Source organism: Rhizobacter sp. P2_D12, assembly GCF_056404395.1.
Genome location: NZ_JBFUEB010000052.1, coordinates 14987 through 31578, shown reverse-complemented (window position 1 = coordinate 31578; position 16592 = coordinate 14987). Strand labels below are relative to the sequence as shown.

At 69.0% G+C, this 16592-nt stretch carries 18 protein-coding genes; 14 read left to right on the top strand and 4 right to left on the bottom strand.

Annotation, left to right across the window (positions count from 1 at the left end):
- Positions 1 to 14 precede the first annotated feature (14 nt).
- The 12 genes from AC1DYN_RS17980 (at position 15) to AC1DYN_RS17925 (ending at position 11101) form a co-directional block, all read left to right on the top strand.
- A complete protein-coding gene (locus AC1DYN_RS17980; protein WP_477961978.1) occupies positions 15 to 530 on the top strand; it encodes a TlpA family protein disulfide reductase in 516 nt (171 codons plus the stop codon).
- Between the two features lie 2 nt (positions 531 to 532).
- Positions 533 to 763 carry a DUF4266 domain-containing protein gene (locus AC1DYN_RS17975; RefSeq protein ID WP_477961976.1) on the top strand — a complete coding sequence of 77 codons (231 nt, stop codon included), beginning with the start codon at positions 533 to 535 and terminating at the stop codon, positions 761 to 763.
- Complete coding sequence (locus tag AC1DYN_RS17970; RefSeq protein WP_477961974.1) at positions 750 to 1919, top strand: DUF3570 domain-containing protein; 1170 nt, start codon at positions 750 to 752, stop codon at positions 1917 to 1919. The genes AC1DYN_RS17975 and AC1DYN_RS17970 overlap by 14 nt, the downstream gene beginning before the upstream one ends.
- Before the next feature lie 14 nt (positions 1920 to 1933).
- The gene (locus AC1DYN_RS17965) at positions 1934 to 2545 is read left to right on the top strand and encodes an AraC family transcriptional regulator (protein WP_477961972.1); all 612 of its coding nucleotides are present in this window, start codon (positions 1934 to 1936) and stop codon (positions 2543 to 2545) included.
- Between the two features lie 6 nt (positions 2546 to 2551).
- A complete protein-coding gene (locus tag AC1DYN_RS17960; protein WP_477961970.1) occupies positions 2552 to 4480 on the top strand; it encodes a tetratricopeptide repeat protein in 1929 nt (642 codons plus the stop codon).
- Positions 4461 to 7274, top strand: coding sequence for a tetratricopeptide repeat protein (locus AC1DYN_RS17955; protein ID WP_477961968.1), 2814 nt, complete (start codon positions 4461 to 4463; stop codon positions 7272 to 7274). Before AC1DYN_RS17960 ends, AC1DYN_RS17955 begins: the two co-directional genes overlap by 20 nt.
- The gene (locus AC1DYN_RS17950; RefSeq protein WP_477961966.1) at positions 7261 to 7974 is read left to right on the top strand and encodes a tetratricopeptide repeat protein; all 714 of its coding nucleotides are present in this window, start codon (positions 7261 to 7263) and stop codon (positions 7972 to 7974) included. Before AC1DYN_RS17955 ends, AC1DYN_RS17950 begins: the two co-directional genes overlap by 14 nt.
- Positions 7971 to 8309: a hypothetical protein gene (locus tag AC1DYN_RS17945; protein WP_477961964.1), complete on the top strand. Its 339-nt coding sequence runs from the start codon at positions 7971 to 7973 to the stop codon at positions 8307 to 8309. The genes AC1DYN_RS17950 and AC1DYN_RS17945 overlap by 4 nt, the downstream gene beginning before the upstream one ends.
- Before the next feature lie 98 nt (positions 8310 to 8407).
- Positions 8408 to 9019: a MotA/TolQ/ExbB proton channel family protein gene (locus AC1DYN_RS17940; protein WP_477961962.1), complete on the top strand. Its 612-nt coding sequence runs from the start codon at positions 8408 to 8410 to the stop codon at positions 9017 to 9019.
- A 2-nt stretch (positions 9020 to 9021) separates the two neighbouring features.
- Entirely contained in the window at positions 9022 to 9516 is a 495-nt protein-coding gene (locus tag AC1DYN_RS17935) for an ExbD/TolR family protein (RefSeq protein ID WP_477961960.1), read from the top strand.
- An 11-nt stretch (positions 9517 to 9527) separates the two neighbouring features.
- A complete protein-coding gene (locus AC1DYN_RS17930) occupies positions 9528 to 10025 on the top strand; it encodes an ExbD/TolR family protein (protein WP_477961958.1) in 498 nt (165 codons plus the stop codon).
- Positions 10022 to 11101, top strand: a complete 1080-nt coding sequence (locus AC1DYN_RS17925) for an AgmX/PglI C-terminal domain-containing protein (RefSeq protein ID WP_477961956.1) — start codon at positions 10022 to 10024, stop codon at positions 11099 to 11101. Before AC1DYN_RS17930 ends, AC1DYN_RS17925 begins: the two co-directional genes overlap by 4 nt.
- Positions 11102 to 11103: 2 nt before the next feature.
- Here the strand turns inward: AC1DYN_RS17925 and AC1DYN_RS17920 are convergent, their stop codons facing one another.
- Complete coding sequence (locus AC1DYN_RS17920) at positions 11104 to 11433, bottom strand: hypothetical protein (RefSeq protein WP_477961954.1); 330 nt, start codon at positions 11431 to 11433, stop codon at positions 11104 to 11106.
- A gap of 155 nt (positions 11434 to 11588) precedes the next feature.
- On the opposite strand from AC1DYN_RS17920, the gene AC1DYN_RS17915 reads away from it, so the two are divergent.
- Entirely contained in the window at positions 11589 to 12131 is a 543-nt protein-coding gene (locus AC1DYN_RS17915; protein ID WP_477961952.1) for a Dps family protein, read from the top strand.
- A 27-nt stretch (positions 12132 to 12158) separates the two neighbouring features.
- On the opposite strand, the gene AC1DYN_RS17910 is transcribed toward AC1DYN_RS17915, so the two are convergent.
- Entirely contained in the window at positions 12159 to 13100 is a 942-nt protein-coding gene (locus AC1DYN_RS17910; protein ID WP_477961950.1) for an NPP1 family protein, read from the bottom strand.
- Between the two features lie 113 nt (positions 13101 to 13213).
- On the opposite strand from AC1DYN_RS17910, the gene AC1DYN_RS17905 reads away from it, so the two are divergent.
- Positions 13214 to 13834 (top strand): DUF6198 family protein, encoded by a 621-nt coding sequence (locus AC1DYN_RS17905; protein ID WP_477961948.1) that lies wholly within the window; start codon positions 13214 to 13216, stop codon positions 13832 to 13834.
- On the opposite strand, the gene AC1DYN_RS17900 is transcribed toward AC1DYN_RS17905, so the two are convergent.
- Both AC1DYN_RS17900 and AC1DYN_RS17895 read right to left on the bottom strand, forming a co-directional pair.
- Positions 13819 to 14304: a hypothetical protein gene (locus tag AC1DYN_RS17900; RefSeq protein ID WP_477961946.1), complete on the bottom strand. Its 486-nt coding sequence runs from the start codon at positions 14302 to 14304 to the stop codon at positions 13819 to 13821. The genes AC1DYN_RS17905 and AC1DYN_RS17900 overlap by 16 nt on opposite strands.
- Positions 14301 to 16556, bottom strand: coding sequence for an acyl-CoA dehydrogenase (locus tag AC1DYN_RS17895; protein ID WP_477961944.1), 2256 nt, complete (start codon positions 16554 to 16556; stop codon positions 14301 to 14303). Before AC1DYN_RS17895 ends, AC1DYN_RS17900 begins: the two co-directional genes overlap by 4 nt.
- Between the last annotated feature and the right edge of the window lie 36 nt (positions 16557 to 16592).

Sequence of the window (16592 nt, the reverse complement as noted above, 5' to 3'; positions counted from 1 at the left end):
CATCGGTGCCATCCATGAGCTTCAAGATCTCTTCCGGCCTGGTCCGGATCCTGCGCGGCGCGCTCGCGCTGGCCTTGTGCAGCGGCCTGGTCGTGCAGGCCGCCGCGCCGATGACGCCGGCCCCCGATTTCACGCTGCGCACCCTCGAAGGACAGAACCTGCGCCTGAAGGAACAGCGCGGCCAGGTCGTGCTGGTCAACTTCTGGGCCACCTGGTGCGCGCCGTGCCGCCAGGAGATGCCCAAGCTGAACGCGCTGTACGACAAGTACAAGGGCTCGGGCTTCGTGCTGCTGGGCGTCAACGTCGACGACGATGCGCGCAATGCCGCCGGCGTCGCCGCCAAGCTGGGGGTCAAGTTCCCGGTGCTGTTCGACACCGACAAGAACGTCAGCAAGCTGTACCAGCTGAACAGCATGCCGTCGACGGTGCTGATCGACCGCGACGGCCGCGTGCGCTTCCTGCACCGCGGCTACCAGGACGGCTACGAGGTCACCTACGACAAGCAGATCCGCGACCTGCTGAAGGAATGAGCATGCGTGCACTCGTGATCGCGCTCGGCGTCGCTGCCCTGGCTGCCCTGGCAAGTGGCTGCGCCGCGCCCGAACCCTGGGTCAAGCCGTACGAGCGCGAGCGACTGGCCGACCCGATCATGCGGCTGTCGCGCGACGCGCTGGCCGACAAGCACCGCGAGCACGTCTACGACGTGCGCGAGAGCAGCCGCGGCGCCACCGGCGTGCAAGGGGGCGGCTGTGGTTGCAACTAGCCCCTGGGTACGCCTGCTGCGCCGGGTGCTGGCCCGCCGGCCGCACCATGCGGTGCGCGCCAGCCGGCTGCTCGGCCGCACGGTGGTGGTGGGCGGCGCGCTGGTGGCCGGCGCGGGCGTGGTGCACGCGGTCGACCTGCCGGAAGACCGGGCCGAGATGATGTACCACCGGTATGACGGCGGCGGCACGCGCGCCGACGGGCCGGCGCTGCTGATCCGCAAGAAGGTCGCCGACCGGCTGTCGCTGACCGGCTCGTATTTCATCGACTCGGTCAGCAACGCGTCGATCGACGTCGTGACGACCGCCAGCCCCTACAAGGAAAAGCGCACCGAGTACAGCCTCGGCGCCGACTATGTCTACCGCGACGCGATGGTGTCGGTGTCCGGCACCACCAGCGACGAGCCCGACTACAAGGCCAACACCGTCAGCCTGGACGTCTCGCAGGAGGTGTTCGGCGGCATGACCACGGTGGCGCTCGGCTTCTCGCGCGGCGCCGACAAGGTCGGCTCGCGCTACCAGGGCTTCTTCGACACCGCCCAGCACTGGCGCTACCGCTTCGGCGTCACGCAGATCCTGACGCCGCGCTGGCTGATGAGCGTCAACCTGGAGGCCGTGTCCGACAACGGCTACCTCGGCAACCCGTACCGCGTGGCCCAGGTGTTCGGCACCACGGTGCTCGAACGCTACCCGCGCACCCGTTCGAGCCGCGCCGTCAAGCTGCGCGCGGTCGGCGACATCGGCCAGGGCGAGCAGCGCGCCGCGATCCGCGGCGAGTACCGCTACTTCTGGGACAACTGGGACATCAAGGCGCACACCGTCGAGCTCGGCTACACCCGCTATTTCGGCGCGCAGTGGCTGGGCGAGGCCTTCGTGCGCTACTACACGCAGAAGCAGGCGCTGTTCTACAGCGACAACGCGCTGAGCGAGACGCTGTACGTGTCGCGCAACAAGCAGCTGAGCGACTTCAACGACGTGAGCATCGGCGCCAAGGGCACCTATTCGGTGGGCCGGTACGCCGACCGCTTCGACGTCAAGCTGAATGCGCAGTACCAGTTCATGCGCTTTCGCTACAAGAATTTCACCGACATCCGCAATGGCAGCCTGTATTCGTTCGATGCGAACGTGCTGGAGCTGTTCGTCTCGGCCACCTTTTGAGAAAGACCGCGCTCATGTTCAAACGTAGTCGCCGCCTGCTGGCTGCAGGGTGCCTGATGGGCTTGCTGGGTGGGCAAGTGTTCGCGGCCGATCCGGTGCCGGCGGCGGTGGCCGCCTCGGCGCCCGTCGCGGCGGCCAGTGCGCCGGAGGCTGCTGCGGCGCCGGCCACAGCCGCGTCGGCCGCGAGCCTGGACGGCCGCATCCAGGACCTGAAGGGCGACGTGATCCGCCTGAACCGCGACCTGCTGGTGCTGGAGGAGGAACTGCTGTTCCCCGCCAACACGCAGGTGGCGGTGTTCGTGTCGATGGACGTGGGCAAGATGTTCGAGCTCGGTTCGGTGCAGGTGAAGCTGGACGACAAGGTCGTCGCCAACTACCTGTACACGCCGCTGGAGGTGAAGGCCCTGCACCGCGGCGGCGTGCAGCGCGTCTACCTCGGCAACCTGAAGGCCGGCGAGCACCAGATCGTGGCCGTCTTCACCGGCGGCGGCCCGCACTTCCGCGACTACAAGCGCGGCGCGACCGTCAAGTTCGACAAGACCACCGACCCGAAGTACATCGAGCTGCAGATCAAGGACAACACCGGCAAGCTGCAGCCCGAGTTCGAAGTCAAGGTCTGGCAGTAAGCGTCCATGCGCCTTCGGATCCTCTCCGTCATCGCCGCCGCCTTGGCCGCCCCGCTGGCCGCGGGCGGGGCGCGGGCCGCCGAGCCGGTGCCTGCACACGTCGTCAACGACCCGTACTACGGCGAGACGCTGTTCCAGTTCTACCAGGGCCGCTACTTCTCGTCGGTCACCGGGTTGATGGTGTCGCAGCACTTCGGCCGCGTCCCGCACCACGTCGACGAGGCCGAGATCCTGCGCGGCGGGCTGCTGCTGTCGTACGGGCTGCACCGTGAAGCGGGCGAGATCTTCTCGCAGCTGATCGAGAAGGGCGCGTCGCCGGCGGTGCGCGATCGCGCCTGGTTCTACCTGGCGAAGATCCGTTACCAGCGCGGTTTCCTGCCCGAGGCCGAAGAGGCGCTGAACCGCATCGAGAAGAACCTGCCGCCCGAGCTGGAAGAAGAGCGCGGGCTGCTGCAGGCCAACGTGCTGATGGCGCGCGGCGATTTCGCCGGCGCGGCGGCCCAGCTCGAGGCGCTGAGCAAGCAGCCCGATCCGGGCAAGATGCCGGGCGGCACCAACGCCAGCCGCTATGCGCGCTTCAACCTGGGCGTGGCCCTGATCCGCAGCGGCCAGGGCGACGACACCGAGCGCGGCAACCTGCTGCTCGACGAGCTCGGCAAGGCGCCGGCGCCGAACGAGGAACTGCGCAGCCTGCGCGACAAGGCCAATGTCGCGCTCGGCTTTGCCGCGCTGCAGGAGAACAAGCCCGAGGCCGCCAACATCTACCTCGAACGCGTGCGCCTGAACGGGCTGCAGGCCAACAAGGCGCTGCTCGGCTTCGGCTGGGCGCAGGCGGCGCTGAAGCAGCCCAAGCGGGCGCTGGTGCCGTGGGAAGAACTGGCCAAGCGCGACCCGGGCGACTCGGCGGTGCTCGAGGCGATGATCGCCGTGCCCTACGCCTATGCCGAGGCCGGCGCGAGCGGCCAGTCGCTGGACCACTACCAGGAGGCGATTGCCGCCTTCGACCGCGAGAACGCCAACCTCGACCAGTCGATCGCCGCGATCCGCGGCGGCAAGCTGCTCGACGGCCTGCTCGAACGCAACCCCGGCGAGGAGATGGGCTGGTTCTGGAACATCGCCGAGCTGCCCGAGATGCCGCACGCCAACCACCTGGCGCCGCTGTTCGCGCAGCACCAGTTCCAGGAAGCCTTCAAGAACTGGCGCGACCTGCAGTTCCTGCGCGGCAACCTGCTGCAGTGGCAGGACAACCTGGGCGTGTTCGGCGACATGCTGGACAACCGCCGCCAGGCCTATGCCGAGCGCCTGCCCAAGGTGCGCGCGAAGGCGGCCGAGGGCGGGCTCGACCTGCTGCAGAAGCGCCTGGACGCGCTGACGGCCGAGCTGTCGCGCATCGAGGCCGAAGGCGACGCCGACGCGCTGGCCGACGAGAAGCAGCTCGCGCTGAAGGAGCGCGTCGATCGCATCCGCGCGACGCTGGCCCAGGCCGGCGACCTGCCCGAAGCGGTGGCGGCGCGCGAGCGCTTCCGGCTCGCGTCCGGTGCGCTGACCTGGCAGCTGTCGCAGGAATACCCGCAGCACCTGTGGGACGCGAAGAAGAACTCGCGCGGCACCGCCGAAGCGCTGGCCGACACGCGGCGCGTCGACGCCGCGCTGGCGCAGGCGCAGCAGGACGAGCCGGCGAAGTTCGATGCCTTCGCCGCCCGCATCGCCGAGCTCGGCAAGGCCATCCAGGCGCTGCTGCCGCGCGTCGCGTCGCTCAGCACCGAGCAGCAGCAGTTCGTGCAGGAGCTGGCCGTGACCGAGCTCGTGCACCAGAAGGAACGCCTGGTCGAATACACCACGCAGGCCCGCTTCGCCGTCGCACAGCTGTACGACCGCGCCGCGAGCCAGGCCAACAAGCAACTGGAACCCGCCAATGCGCCGCCCAAGCCATAGTCTGGCGCTGCTGATGCTGCTCGGGCTTGCCGCCTGCGCCGGCAAGAAGACGCTGCCCGGCGACGACCAGCCGACGCTGAAGTCGATGTCCGGCCGCGAGGTCACGGTCGCGGAAGACCGTGGCGTGCAGGCCGACGAGAACCAGGCCATCGCCGCCTACAACGAATTCCTGAAGTCGGCCCCGAAGGCCAAGCAGCGCTCCGAGGCGATGCGCCGCCTGGGCGACCTGGAGATGGACAGCGCCGACAACCGCCTGGCCGCCGGCCAGCAGACGCCCAACGGCACGCCCGACTACAAGGCCGCGACCACGCGCTACCAGGAGTTCCTGAAGACCTACCCGCAGGACGAGTCGAACGACCGCGTGCTGTACCAGCTGGCGCGTGCGCAGGAGCAGGGCGGCGAGCTGGAGCTGGCGCTGAAGACGCTGGACCAGCTGGTCGCGCAGTACCCGAAGACGATCTACCGCGACGAGGCGCAGTTCCGCCGCGGCGAGCTGCTGTTCTCGACGCGCGACTACACCAAGGCCGAGCAGGCCTATGCGACGGTGCTGCAGGGCGATTCGTCGAACCCGTTCCGCGACCGCGCGTTGTACATGCAGGGCTGGTCGCTGTTCAAGCTGGGCCGGCTCGACGACGCGCTGCACCCGTTCTTCGGCGTGCTCGACCTGAAGCTGGGCGGGCGCAAGGACGAGGGCGAGCTCGAGACGCTGCCCGGCCTGACGCGCGGCGACCGCGAGCTGGTGGAAGACACCTTCCGCGTCACCAGCCTGAGCCTGGAGAACCTGCAGGGCGCCGAGAGCATCCCGCCCTACATGACCGACCCGGACCGCCGCATGTACGAGTGGCGCGTCTACCAGCAGCTGGGCGAGCTGTACCTGCGGCAGGACCGGCCGAAGGACGCCGCCGACACCTTCAGCGCGTTCGCGCGGCGCGACCCGCTGCACGGCCAGGCACCGCTGATGCAGGCGCGCGTGATCGCGATCTACCAGCAGACCGGCTTCGGCGGCCTGGCGCTGGACGCGAAGAAGGAATACGTCGAACGCTACGGCGTCGACAGCGAGTTCAGCCGCCAGAACGCCGCCGCATGGCAGGAGAACGCGCAGCCGCTGGTCAAGACCAACCTGGAAGAGCTGGCGCAGCACTACCACTCGCAGGCGCAGAAGACCAAGTCGACCGCCGACTACCACGAGGCGGTGAAGTGGTACCGCAGCTACCTGACCTCGTTCCCGAACGACCCCGAGGCGGCGCAGAACAACTTCCTGCTGGCCGAGCTGCTGTACGAGGACGGCCGCTTCAAGGAAGCGGTGCCCGAGTACGAGAAGACGGCCTACGGCTACCCGCCGCATGCGAAGAGCGCCGACGCCGGCTATGCGGCGCTGCTGAGCTATGCCGCGCAGGAGAAGAAGGCCGCCCCGGCCGAGCTGCCGGCGCTGCAGAAGGCGAGCGTCGAGAGCGCGCTGCGCTTCGCGCAGGCCAATCCGTCCGACAAGCGCAGCGGCCCGGTGCTGACGAACGCGGCCGAGAAGCTGTATGCGCTGGGCGAGCAGGAGCGCGCCGCGACGGTGGCGCAGCAGGTGCTGGCGCTGCAGCCGCCGGCCGAGCCGGCGAACCGCCGCGTCGCCTGGACCGTGATCGCGCACAGCGCGTTCGAGCGCGGGCAGTACGAGCAGTCCGAGAAGGCCTATGGCGAGGTGCTGGCGCTGGCGCCCGAGAAAGACCCGGCGCGCAAGGACCTGGTCGAGCGCCAGGCGGCGTCGATCTACAAGCAGGGCGAGCAGGCGCGTGCCAAGGGCCAGCTGGTCGAGGCGGTGAAGCATTTCTCGCGCGTCGCGACGGTGGCGCCGCAGTCCAGCGTCGCCGCGCCGGCGCAGTACGACACGGCGGCCGCGATGATCGGCCTGAAGGACTGGGACGGCGCGAGCCGCACGCTGGAAGACTTCCGCAAGCGTTACCCGAACCACCCGCTGCAGGCCGACGTCGGCAGCAAGCTCGCGCTGGCCTACACCGAGAAGGGCCAGTGGGCGCAGGCGGCCGGCGAGTACGAGCGCTTCGCGGCCACCAACAAGGACCCGGCGCTGGCGCGCGATGCGCTGTGGCAATCGGCCGAGATGTACGAGAAGGCCGGTTCGCGCGCCGCGGCCGGCAAGGCCTACGAGCGCTACCTGAAGCAGGGTGGGGCGTCGTTCGAGTCGTCGCTGGAGGCGCGCTACCGGCTGGCGAAGATCGCCAAGGAAGACGGCAACCCGGCACGCGAGCTGGCGTGGATGAAGGAGATCTACCAGGCCGACCAGGCCGGCGGCGCCGCGCGCACCAACCGCAGCCGCTACCTGGGCGCGACGGCGGCGCTGGCGATGGCCGGGCCGATCGTCGAGGGCTACCGCAAGGTGCAGCTGGTCGAGCCGCTCAACGTGGCGCTGAAGAACAAGAAGGCGCGGCTGGAAGAGTCGCTGAAGGCCTACACGGTGGCGGCCGACTACGGCGTGGCCGACGTGACGACGGCAGCAACCTACCAGATCGCATCGCTGTACCAGGATTTCGGCAAGGCGCTGATCGCCTCGCAGCGGCCGAAGAAGCTGTCGAAGGTGGAACTGGAGCAGTACAACGTGATGCTGGAAGAGCAGGCCTACCCGTTCGAGGAGAAGGCCACCGAGCTGCACGAGCTGAACGCGCGGCGCACGTCCAACGGCATCTACGACCAGTGGGTCAAGAGCAGCTTCAAGGCCTTGTCGGAGATGCGGCCCTTGAGGTACGGCAAGTCGGAACGCAGCGAAGGAGTCGTCGATGCGATCCGGTGATTTCGCGTGGATTCGATGGTTGATCCCCGGATTGGCATCCGGGCTGCTGGGGTGCTCGACGCAGCTGCAGACCTTGCGCGATGCGGTGATGCCGGCCAAGCCGGCCGCTGCGGCGTCGGCCCCCGCACCCGCTGCGTCGGCACCTGCCGTTGCCCGTCCCGAGCCCGAGGCCCCGGTCTCGCCCGCCGTGCAACGCAGCTACGACGATGCCCGCCGGGCCCTGCGTGCCGGCCGCATGGACGAGGCCGAGCGCGGCTTCAAGGCGATCGCGCAGGCCAACCCCGACCTGGGCGGGCCGCATGCCAACCTGGGCGTGATCTACCGCCAGGCCGGCAAGCTGCCCGAATCGGCCGGCGAGCTGGAGCAGGCGGTGCGGCTGAACCCGAAGCAGCCGCTGTACTTCAACCAGCTCGGCATCACCTACCGCCAGCAGGGGCAGTTCGCGAAGGCCAAGGACGCCTACGAGCGCGCGATCTCGCTCGACGCGGGCTTCGCGGCGCCGCTGCTGAACCTCGGCATCCTGTATGACCTGTATCTGTGGGATGTTGCACAGGCCGCCGACTTGTATGGCCGGTATCTTGCGTTGACTCCGGGTGGCGATGCCACGGTGACCAAATGGGTCGCAGATTTGAAGAATCGTAAGCAGGCGGCGCCGGCCAAGGCCGCGGCGGCTGCGGACAACCGGAAGGAAAAGCAATGAAGTCCCGAGATCCCTTGCGCGTGCCGCTGACGGTGGCCGCGGTGTTCGCGATGCTGATCGCCGCCGGCCTGGCGCCGGCCTGGGCGCAGGACCGCGCCGACATCAAGGGCTCGCAGATCATCGGCAACCGCGAGCTGCCCAAGGTCTTGTACATCGTGCCCTGGAAGAAGCCGCTGGCCGGCGACACCAGCGGGCGCCCGGTGGTCAGCGTGCTCGACGAGGCGCTCGCGCCGGTCGACCGCGACGTGTTCCGCCGCCAGGTTCACTATGACGCGCTGACGCAGCCCGCCCCGCTGGCCGCCGCGCCCGCCGCACCCGCCGCAGCCACCAAGTAAGAAGCCGCTGCCGTTTTTTGTCGAATCAGAGAAGTTTCCATCGGAGATCAGAGATGAATGCGTTCAACACAGCAGTGAAGTTTTTCCAGGATTGCGGCTTGTTCATCTATCCGAGCCTGTTGATCATGTCGGTGGGCCTGGCGATCGGCATCGAGCGCTACATCGTGCTGAACCGCGCGCGCAGCGAGAACCGCAAGCTGTGGTCGCAGGTGCTGCCGATGCTGCAGAACGGCCGCTTCAAGGAAGTGCAGAACGTCACCGCCAACTCCGACGCGGCGATCGGCAAGATCGTCAACTACGGCCTGTCGCGCATGCAGAGCCCGGGCCGCCGTGAAGACTTCGACGCGGCGATGGAAGAGGGCATGATGGAAATCGTGCCGCGCCTGGAGAAGCGCACCCACTACATCGCCACCTTCGCGAACGTGATCACGCTGGTCGGCCTGCTGGGCACCATCATGGGCCTGATCAAGGGCTTCACCGCGGTGGCGCAGGTCAACCCGGCCGAGAAGGCCGAGATGCTGTCGGCCTCGATCTCGATCGCGATGAACAACACCGCGTTCGCGCTGATGGTCGCGATCCCGTTCCTGCTGCTGCATTCGTTCCTGCAGGCCAAGACCGCCGAGATCGTCGACGGCCTCGAGGCCGCGAAGATCAGCTTCCTGAACCTGGTGCAGCGCCTGAAGGCCGAGCAGAGCACCGGAGCCCGTTGATCATGGCTGCCCGTCGTCGCCTGCGCAAGGAAACGGCACACCTGGAGATCACCGCGTTCATCAACCTGATCGTGGTGCTGGTGCCGTTCCTGCTGTCGACCGCCGTCTTCACCCGGCTGTCGGTGATCGACCTGTCGTTGCCGGCCAAGAACTCCGGCGTGGAGCAATTGAAGGTGGACAACCTGCAGCTGGAAGTGGTGCTGCGCCCGGATTCGCTGGAGGTCGGCGACCGCCTGGGCGGCCTGATCCAGCGCATCCCGAACAACGCGAAGGGCTATGACACCACGGCCTTGTCGACGCTGATCCAGCAGATCAAGGCCAAGTTCCCGGACAAGCAGGAAGCCAGCGTGCTGGCCGAGCCCAACACCTCGTACGACGCGCTCGTGCAGGTGATGGACGCGGTGCGCGTGGTCGCCACGCCCAAGGGGCCGGCGGTCGTGCACACTGAAATGTTCCCCAACATCTCGATCGGCGATGCGCCGGTCGTCAAGCGATAGGGGCGGGGACCATGGCACTGATGACACCGCTGCAGAAGCGGGCCGAGCGCCGCGCGCGCAACCAGACGGGGCTCGACATGAACCTCGTCTCGCTGATCGACGTGTTCACGATCCTGATCTTCTTCCTGCTGTCGAACGCCACCGGCGTCGAGCTGCTGCCCAGCCCGAAGGCGGTGCAGCTGCCGCAGTCGACGGCCGAGAAGGAGCCGAAGCAGAACGTGATCCTGGTGGTCAGCGGCACCGAGATCATCGTCGAGGGCCGCAAGATCGCGAACGTGGCCGACGTGATGAAGCTGCCGTCGGACCTGATCGCGCCGCTGAAGGACGAACTGGACATCCAGGCCGGCCGCGAGATGATCCGCGAGGCCAACAAGGACAAGGGCAAGGCCCTGACCATCATGGGTGACAAGGACATCCCGTACCAGCTGCTGCGCAAGATCATGTACACGGCGGCCCGGGCCAACTTCACCGACATGTCGTTTGCCGTGCGGCAGAAGGTGGGCGCATGAGTGCGGCGGTCGTATCGTTCAACCCGCGGGTGATGCCGTGGGCGGGCGTGCCCGAGGATGACGCGCGCTTTCGCCGCATCATCCAGCGCACCGTCGGCATCTGCCTGCTGATCTTCCTGATCATGCCGTGGCTGCCGGTGCGGCAGCCCGACCGCGCCGCGCCGGCCGAGTTGCCGCCGCGGCTGGCCAAGCTGGTGCTGGAGACGCCTCCGCCGCCGCCGCCACCACCCAAGGTGCAGGACAAGCCGAAGGATGTCGAGGCCGCGGCGCCGCAGGCCAAGCCCGACCAGGCCAAGCCGATCCCGGCCAAGCCGGATCCGGTGAAGATGAAGGAGCCGATCCCCGAGGCCCGCGTCCCGCAGCCGAACAAGCCGCCGGGCGAGATCGAGGGGGCACGCCGCAAGGCGGCGGGCGTCGGGTTGCTGGCGATGAAGGACCAGCTGCAGGAGCTGAGCGGCGCGCCGCTGGCGGTGCAGCTGAAGCCGGACATCAAGCAGGGGCCGGGCGTCGGTTCAGGGGTGGGCGTCGGCGTCGGTGCGGGCACCGAAGCCGGCCTGCCGGACCGCGCGATGATCACCTCGAACGCGACCGGCGGCAGTGGCGGCATCAACACCGCGGGCTACAGCCGCAACACCGGCGGCGGTGGCCTGGCCGGGCGTTCGACCACCCTGGTGGCCGGCGTGGCCGGCGGCGGCGGGGGGGGCGGCAAGGGCTCGGCGGCCGGCAGCGGCACGGGCAACGGCACCGGCGCCGGCGGCACGATGCAGCGCGGCAACAGCGGCAAGGCGGCGCGCTCGATCGAGGAGATCCGCCTGGTGTTCGAGCGCAACAAGGGCGCGATCTATGCGATCTACAACCGGGCGCTGCGCGAGGACCCGGGGCTGCAGGGCAAGGTCGTGCTGAGCCTGAAGATCGCGCCGTCGGGTGCGCTGGTGGACTGCAGGATCGTCTCCAGCGAGCTGAAGTCGCCGGAACTGGAATCGAAGCTGCTGGCGCGGATCAAGCAGTTCGAATTCGGGGCGCGCGACGTCGACCAGATCGACATCACGTACCCCTTGGACTTCCTGCCTTCGTAGGTTCAATGACGCGGGGCGGCCGCGTGATCGATCGCGCGGCGCGCTTCCAGCTCCGCGTTCAGCGCCTTCTCGAGGGGCGCGCGAACCAGCCCGGCATGCTCGTAGCGTATGTTTTCATACACATCCGACGCGGCCGGGCAGTCTTCCAGGATCAGCTGCAGGCCCGTGCCGGGCTCGACCTGTTCGAAGGCCTTCTTGAGCTGCTCGACGACAGTGCGGTACTGGTGCGCGTCGATCGTGGCGGGATTGGCTTCCATGCGCTGGAGCAGGCGTGCCAGCGCGTGCACCACGTCCAGGTTGCTGATGCTGCGTTGCGAATGGGTGGCTTTCATGGGGTTCCTTCTGGGCGGTGCGGCCTGCGGCCATCCCGTGCAGAGGAGGTGGGGACGGCGTCGCGGCTTGCAAGTGCCGCCCGCCCGAGGAGGCGCCGGACGCCGGTTTCGCCTAAGCTCGCGGCTCCCGTCTTTTCAACCGCGAAGGACCGCCCGTGAAGAAGAAATCCGCCTCTCCCACCCCCAAGCAGCGCCAGAAGGCCCCACTGGTCACGCCGACCGACCTGAAGGCCGCGGCCACGCGCGACATTGCCGCCGCGATGAACGGCATCCTGGCCGACGTGTTCGCGCTGTACCTGAAGACCAAGAACTTCCATTGGCACATGAGCGGGCCGCACTTCCGCGACTACCACGTGATGCTGGACGAGCAGGCCGACCAGATCTACGCGATGACCGACCCGATCGCCGAGCGCATCCGCAAGGTCGGCGGCAACACGCTGCGCTCGATCGGCCACATCGCGCGCACGCAGCGCATCCTGGACAACGACGCCGACTACGTCGAGCCGTCGGACATGCTGGCCGAGCTGCGCGAGGACAACAAGACGATGGCGGCGCGGCTGCGCGAAGCGCACGTGGTGTGCGACGAGCACAACGACATCGCGACGGCCAGCCTGATCGAGGTGTGGATCGACGAGACCGAGCGGCGCACCTGGTTCCTGTTCGAGGCGAGCCGGCCGGGGGACAGCGGCGGTCATTGAGCGTCCGCCGCGCAGGCGGACCGTGGGCTATTCGCTGATCTGCGGGTACGTCTGCGGGTAGTTCGCCTTGAACTCCTTCCCGCGCGTGGCCCACACGTCATCCCAGGTGAACGTGGCGTTGGCCCAGAACGCATCGCTGCGCGGCACCGCGTTGTTCGCCTGCACCATGATCTCGCCGTCGTTGCGGGTCTTGAAGCTCGCGCTGCCGAAGTTCGACGCTTCCAGCGCGTGGCGGTAGGCCCGGTTGGTCTGGTAGCGCGTCCACTCGTCGCCGTTCCACTGCGCGACGGCGCTGTAGTGGCTGATGATGTCCGGCGCGTAGAACACGCCCCAGTTGCCCTGGAACTCGACGTGCGCCTTGTCGTCGCTGTTCGCGAAGCGGAAGGCGTGCGTGCCGGCACCGTCCTTGTGGTACACGACCATCGGATGCCCCGATTGGGTCAGGATCTCGCCGTTCGGGCGGGTCGTGAAGTTGCCGTGCGCGCTGGTGGAGGTGTGCGTGGCAAACGGTGCGCCGCCATTGCGCCGGGCGGTCCAGACGATCACCGTCTCGACGTCGTGCTTGTGGCCGCCCAGGAAGGACAGCCCGATCGCCTGGTCCTTCTCGAAGTACAGCTCGTACATCTGCGCACAGCGCTCGATCGTGTCGAGGCCCTCGACCGTCTCGCGGCACAGCTGGCGGTGGACGGTGTTGGCGAAGATGCCCCAGTTGCTGTCGCGGCAGGCGCCCCACGGCGTGCCGGTGGCGTTCAGGCCGGGGTTCTGGGCCAGGTTGCTGTTGCGGTTGAAGGGCGTGGCCGGGTAGCAGCCGTCGGAGTCGAAATCGAACACYGGGTGGAAGTCGCGGACCGCCTGCTCGTTGTACTTCGTGATGGCCGTGTCCCAGCGCGGGAGTTCATCGGCACGGGCGGCGATCGCGGTCAGGCCGAGGGCGGCGACCAGGACGACACGGAGGATGGGATGGTGCATGGAGGGGGTAGGCAGGTTGGGTGGCTGGGGACTGCTCGGTACGGCAGCCGGGACTGTGCGGGCCGCGCATGACGGCTTGTTGACTCGGCACGCTTCCTGCAATCCCCGGCGCCATGAGTGCCACGCCTGCCCCATCCCGCGCCGATCGCCACACGCTGTTCGAAGACGCCCAGGCCATCTTCACCGGCACGCTGTTCGTCTCGCTGGCGCTGATCCTGTTCGCGCAGGTCGGGCTGCTCACCGGCGGCACGGCCGGCGTGGCCTTCGTGCTGCACTACGCCACCGGCATCGGCCTGGGCAAGCTGTTCTTCGCGATCAACCTGCCGTTCTACTGGTTCGCGTGGCGCCGCATGGGGCGCGAGTTCACGCTGAAGACCTTCATCGCGATCAGCCTGCTGTCGGCGATGACCGAATGGTCACCACGGCTGTTCGCGATCGAGCGGCTGCACCCGGCCTATGCGGCGGTGCTGGGCGGCCTGCTGCTGGGATCGGGTTGCCTGTTCCTGGCCCGGCACCGGGCAAGCCTGGGCGGTGCGACCATCGTGTCGCTCTACCTGCAGCAAAGCCGCGGCTGGCGCGCCGGCAAGGTGCAGATGGCGGTCGACTGCAGCGTGGTGCTGCTGGCGCTGACGGTGGTCGAGCCGACGCGCGTCGCGTGGTCGGTGCTCGCGGCGGTCGTGATGAACCTCTTCATCGCGGTCAACCACAAGCCGGGGCGCTACGCGGTCCTCTGATCCAACCCGCGGTCGGCCGATTCGAAATGCTGCTGCCCCTCGGAGCCCGGGTCCACCAGCTCCTCGATGATCAGGCGCCCGTACTTCTGCGCCCGCGCCGCGTTGTACTCGCGCGCAACATTGGTCAGCAGGTCCTCGTGATCGCTCTTCGGCCACAGCACCACCAGCCAGCTGTGGCCCTGCTCGGCCAGTGCGAGGTTGGTCTTCAGCAGGTTCAGGTCCTGCCCGATCGAGGCCAACGGTCCGGCATGGGCGATGTTGACCTCCATCTGCCGCTTCATCCGTTCCGGCGTGAAGGCGAGCATCTCGCTGTCCTGGAACCCGGCGTCAAGCAACGCATTCAGCGCGCCCTGCAGGTCGTCGGCCGAACGGAAGGCCATGAAGACCTTGTTCTCGGGCGGCAGCACGCCGTCGCGGCGGATCGGGCTCTCGACGGCGTTCGCGCGGGTGGTGGGACGGGTGCTGCTCATGGGCCCTCCGAGTCGGATGTCGCCGCGACGGCGGCGCGTGGCCGGATCGTCGGACGCGCCGGCGCCGGTGTCTCTAGTCCGACGGCGGATTCCGGCGTCGGAGCCGGCCTACACGGGCCCGGGAAATCGTCGACCTGGATCACCTTCGCCGCCGCCCGCAGGTAGGCCAGCGCGGCGCCCGGATCGCGCGAGAAGCTCGCGCTGTTCTCCAGCGAGCTGCCTTCGCGCAGCCGCTTGTTCAGCGCGGCCGCTTCGTCGGGCCCCAGGGCGCGCGCCCGGGCCAGCGCATCGTGCAGGTCGCGCAGGCCGCCGGACCCCGGCACGCCGACGTCCATGCACAGCCGGGCCAGCACGGCCGGCTCGCCGTGCAGAGATTCGGCCAGCGCCACCAGGTCGCGGTCGCGCAGCGGCGCGAGGCGGCCGGTGCCGTGCAGCAGCAGCGGCGCCAGCGCGCGCAGCAACCCCGACGGCAGGTTGGCGTACAGCTCGCGCAGCGTCGCGGCGGCCTGGTCCAGCTGCACGCGGATCGCCGCGCGCGCGATCGGCAGCAGCGCCGTGTCCGCTTCCTGGCGGTAGCGCCAGACACTGGCCGATGCGAGGTACAGGTTGGACAGCACGTCGCCCAGGCGCGCCGACAGCAGCTCCATGCGCTTGAGCCTGCCGCCCAGCAGCCCCATCGCCAGGTCGGCCGTCAGCGCGTACTTGGCCGACACGCGGGCGATCAGCCGCAGCTCCTTCTCCAGCCCCACCGGCGCTTCGCCGTGCACCGCCGCGCCGGCCAGGCTCGCCCACAGGTTGCGCAGCACGTGGCGCGCATGCCCCAGCAGGGCCCGGCCGAGCGCGGCATCGTCCTTCGCCTGCACAGCCGCCATCTCGTCCAGCACGTGCGGATGGCAGCGCACCGCGCCCTGGCCGAAGATGATCAGCGAGCGCGTCAGCAGGTTCGCGCCCTCGACGGTGATCGCGATCGGCGCCTGCCGCCATGCCGCACCGAGCAGGTTGCCCGGGCCGCTGATGATGCCCTTGCCGCCCAGCACGTCCATGCCGTGCATCACCGCGCGGCGGCCGGCCTCGGTGAGCTGCACCTTCAGGATGGCGCTGGCGACGCTGGGCCGCTGGCCGGCATCGAGCGCGGCCGCGGTGTAGTGCCGCGCCGCGTCGCTCGCGTACAGGTCGGCCGCGCTGCGCGCGATCAGCCCGGCGATGGCGTGGAACTTCGCGATCGGCAGGCCGAACTGCTCGCGGATGTGGCCGTAGCCGTTCATCACGAAGAGCGCGGTCTGCTGCATCGCCGAGCCCATCGCCGGCAGCGAGATCGCGCGCCCGGCGGCCAGGCATTCCATCAGCATGCGCCAGCCCTGGCCGACCTGCTTCTCGCCGCCGATCACCCAGTCCATCGGCACGAACACGTCGGTGCCGCGGATCGGCCCGTTCATGAAGGCCGAGTCCATCGGCCGGTGGCGCCGGCCGATCTCCATGCCGGGCGTGGGCACCGGCAGCAGCGCACAGGTGATGCCCAGGTCCTGTTCGCCCTCGGGCCGCGTCGGGTCGACCGCCTGGAACGCCAGGCCGACCACGGTGGCCATCGGGGCCAGCGTGATGTAGCGCTTGTCGAAGCCGACGCTGAAGCCGCGCACGCGCTGCCCGTCGACGATGCGCTCGGTGAGCACGCCGCGGTCGGGGATGGCTGCGGCGTCCGAGCCGGCATGCGGCGAGGTCAGCCCGAAGCAGGGCAGGTCGCGGCCGTCGGCCAGGCGCTGCAGGTAGTGCTGCTTCTGCGGCTCGGTGCCGTAGCGCAGCAGCAGCTCGGCCGGGCCGAGCGAGTTGGGCACCATCACCGTCACGGCGGTCGCGACGTTGACGCTCGCGATGCGTGCCACCACCGTCGCATGGGCGTGGTGGCTGAAGCCGAGGCCGCCATGCCGGGTCGGGATGATCATGCCGAAGAAGCGGTGGCTGCGCAGGTGCTGCCACACGCCGGCCGGCAGGTCGCCTTCGGTGTCGATCGCGAAGTCGTCGACCATCGCGATCAGCTCGCGCACCGGGCCGTCGAGGAAGGCTTGCTCGGCCGGCGTCAGCCGGTTCGGTGGCATCGCCAGCAAGGCATCGAAATCGGGCCGGCCGGCGAACAACTGCCCTTCGAAGCCGACGGTGCCGGCCTCGAGCGCGGCCCGCTCGGTGTCGCCCATCGCGGGCAAGGCCTTGCGGAAGACCGGCATCATCGCGCGGCCGAGGAAACGGGACAGGCCCATGCGGATCTCCAGGCGGGTGAGAGACCCCCATCGTCG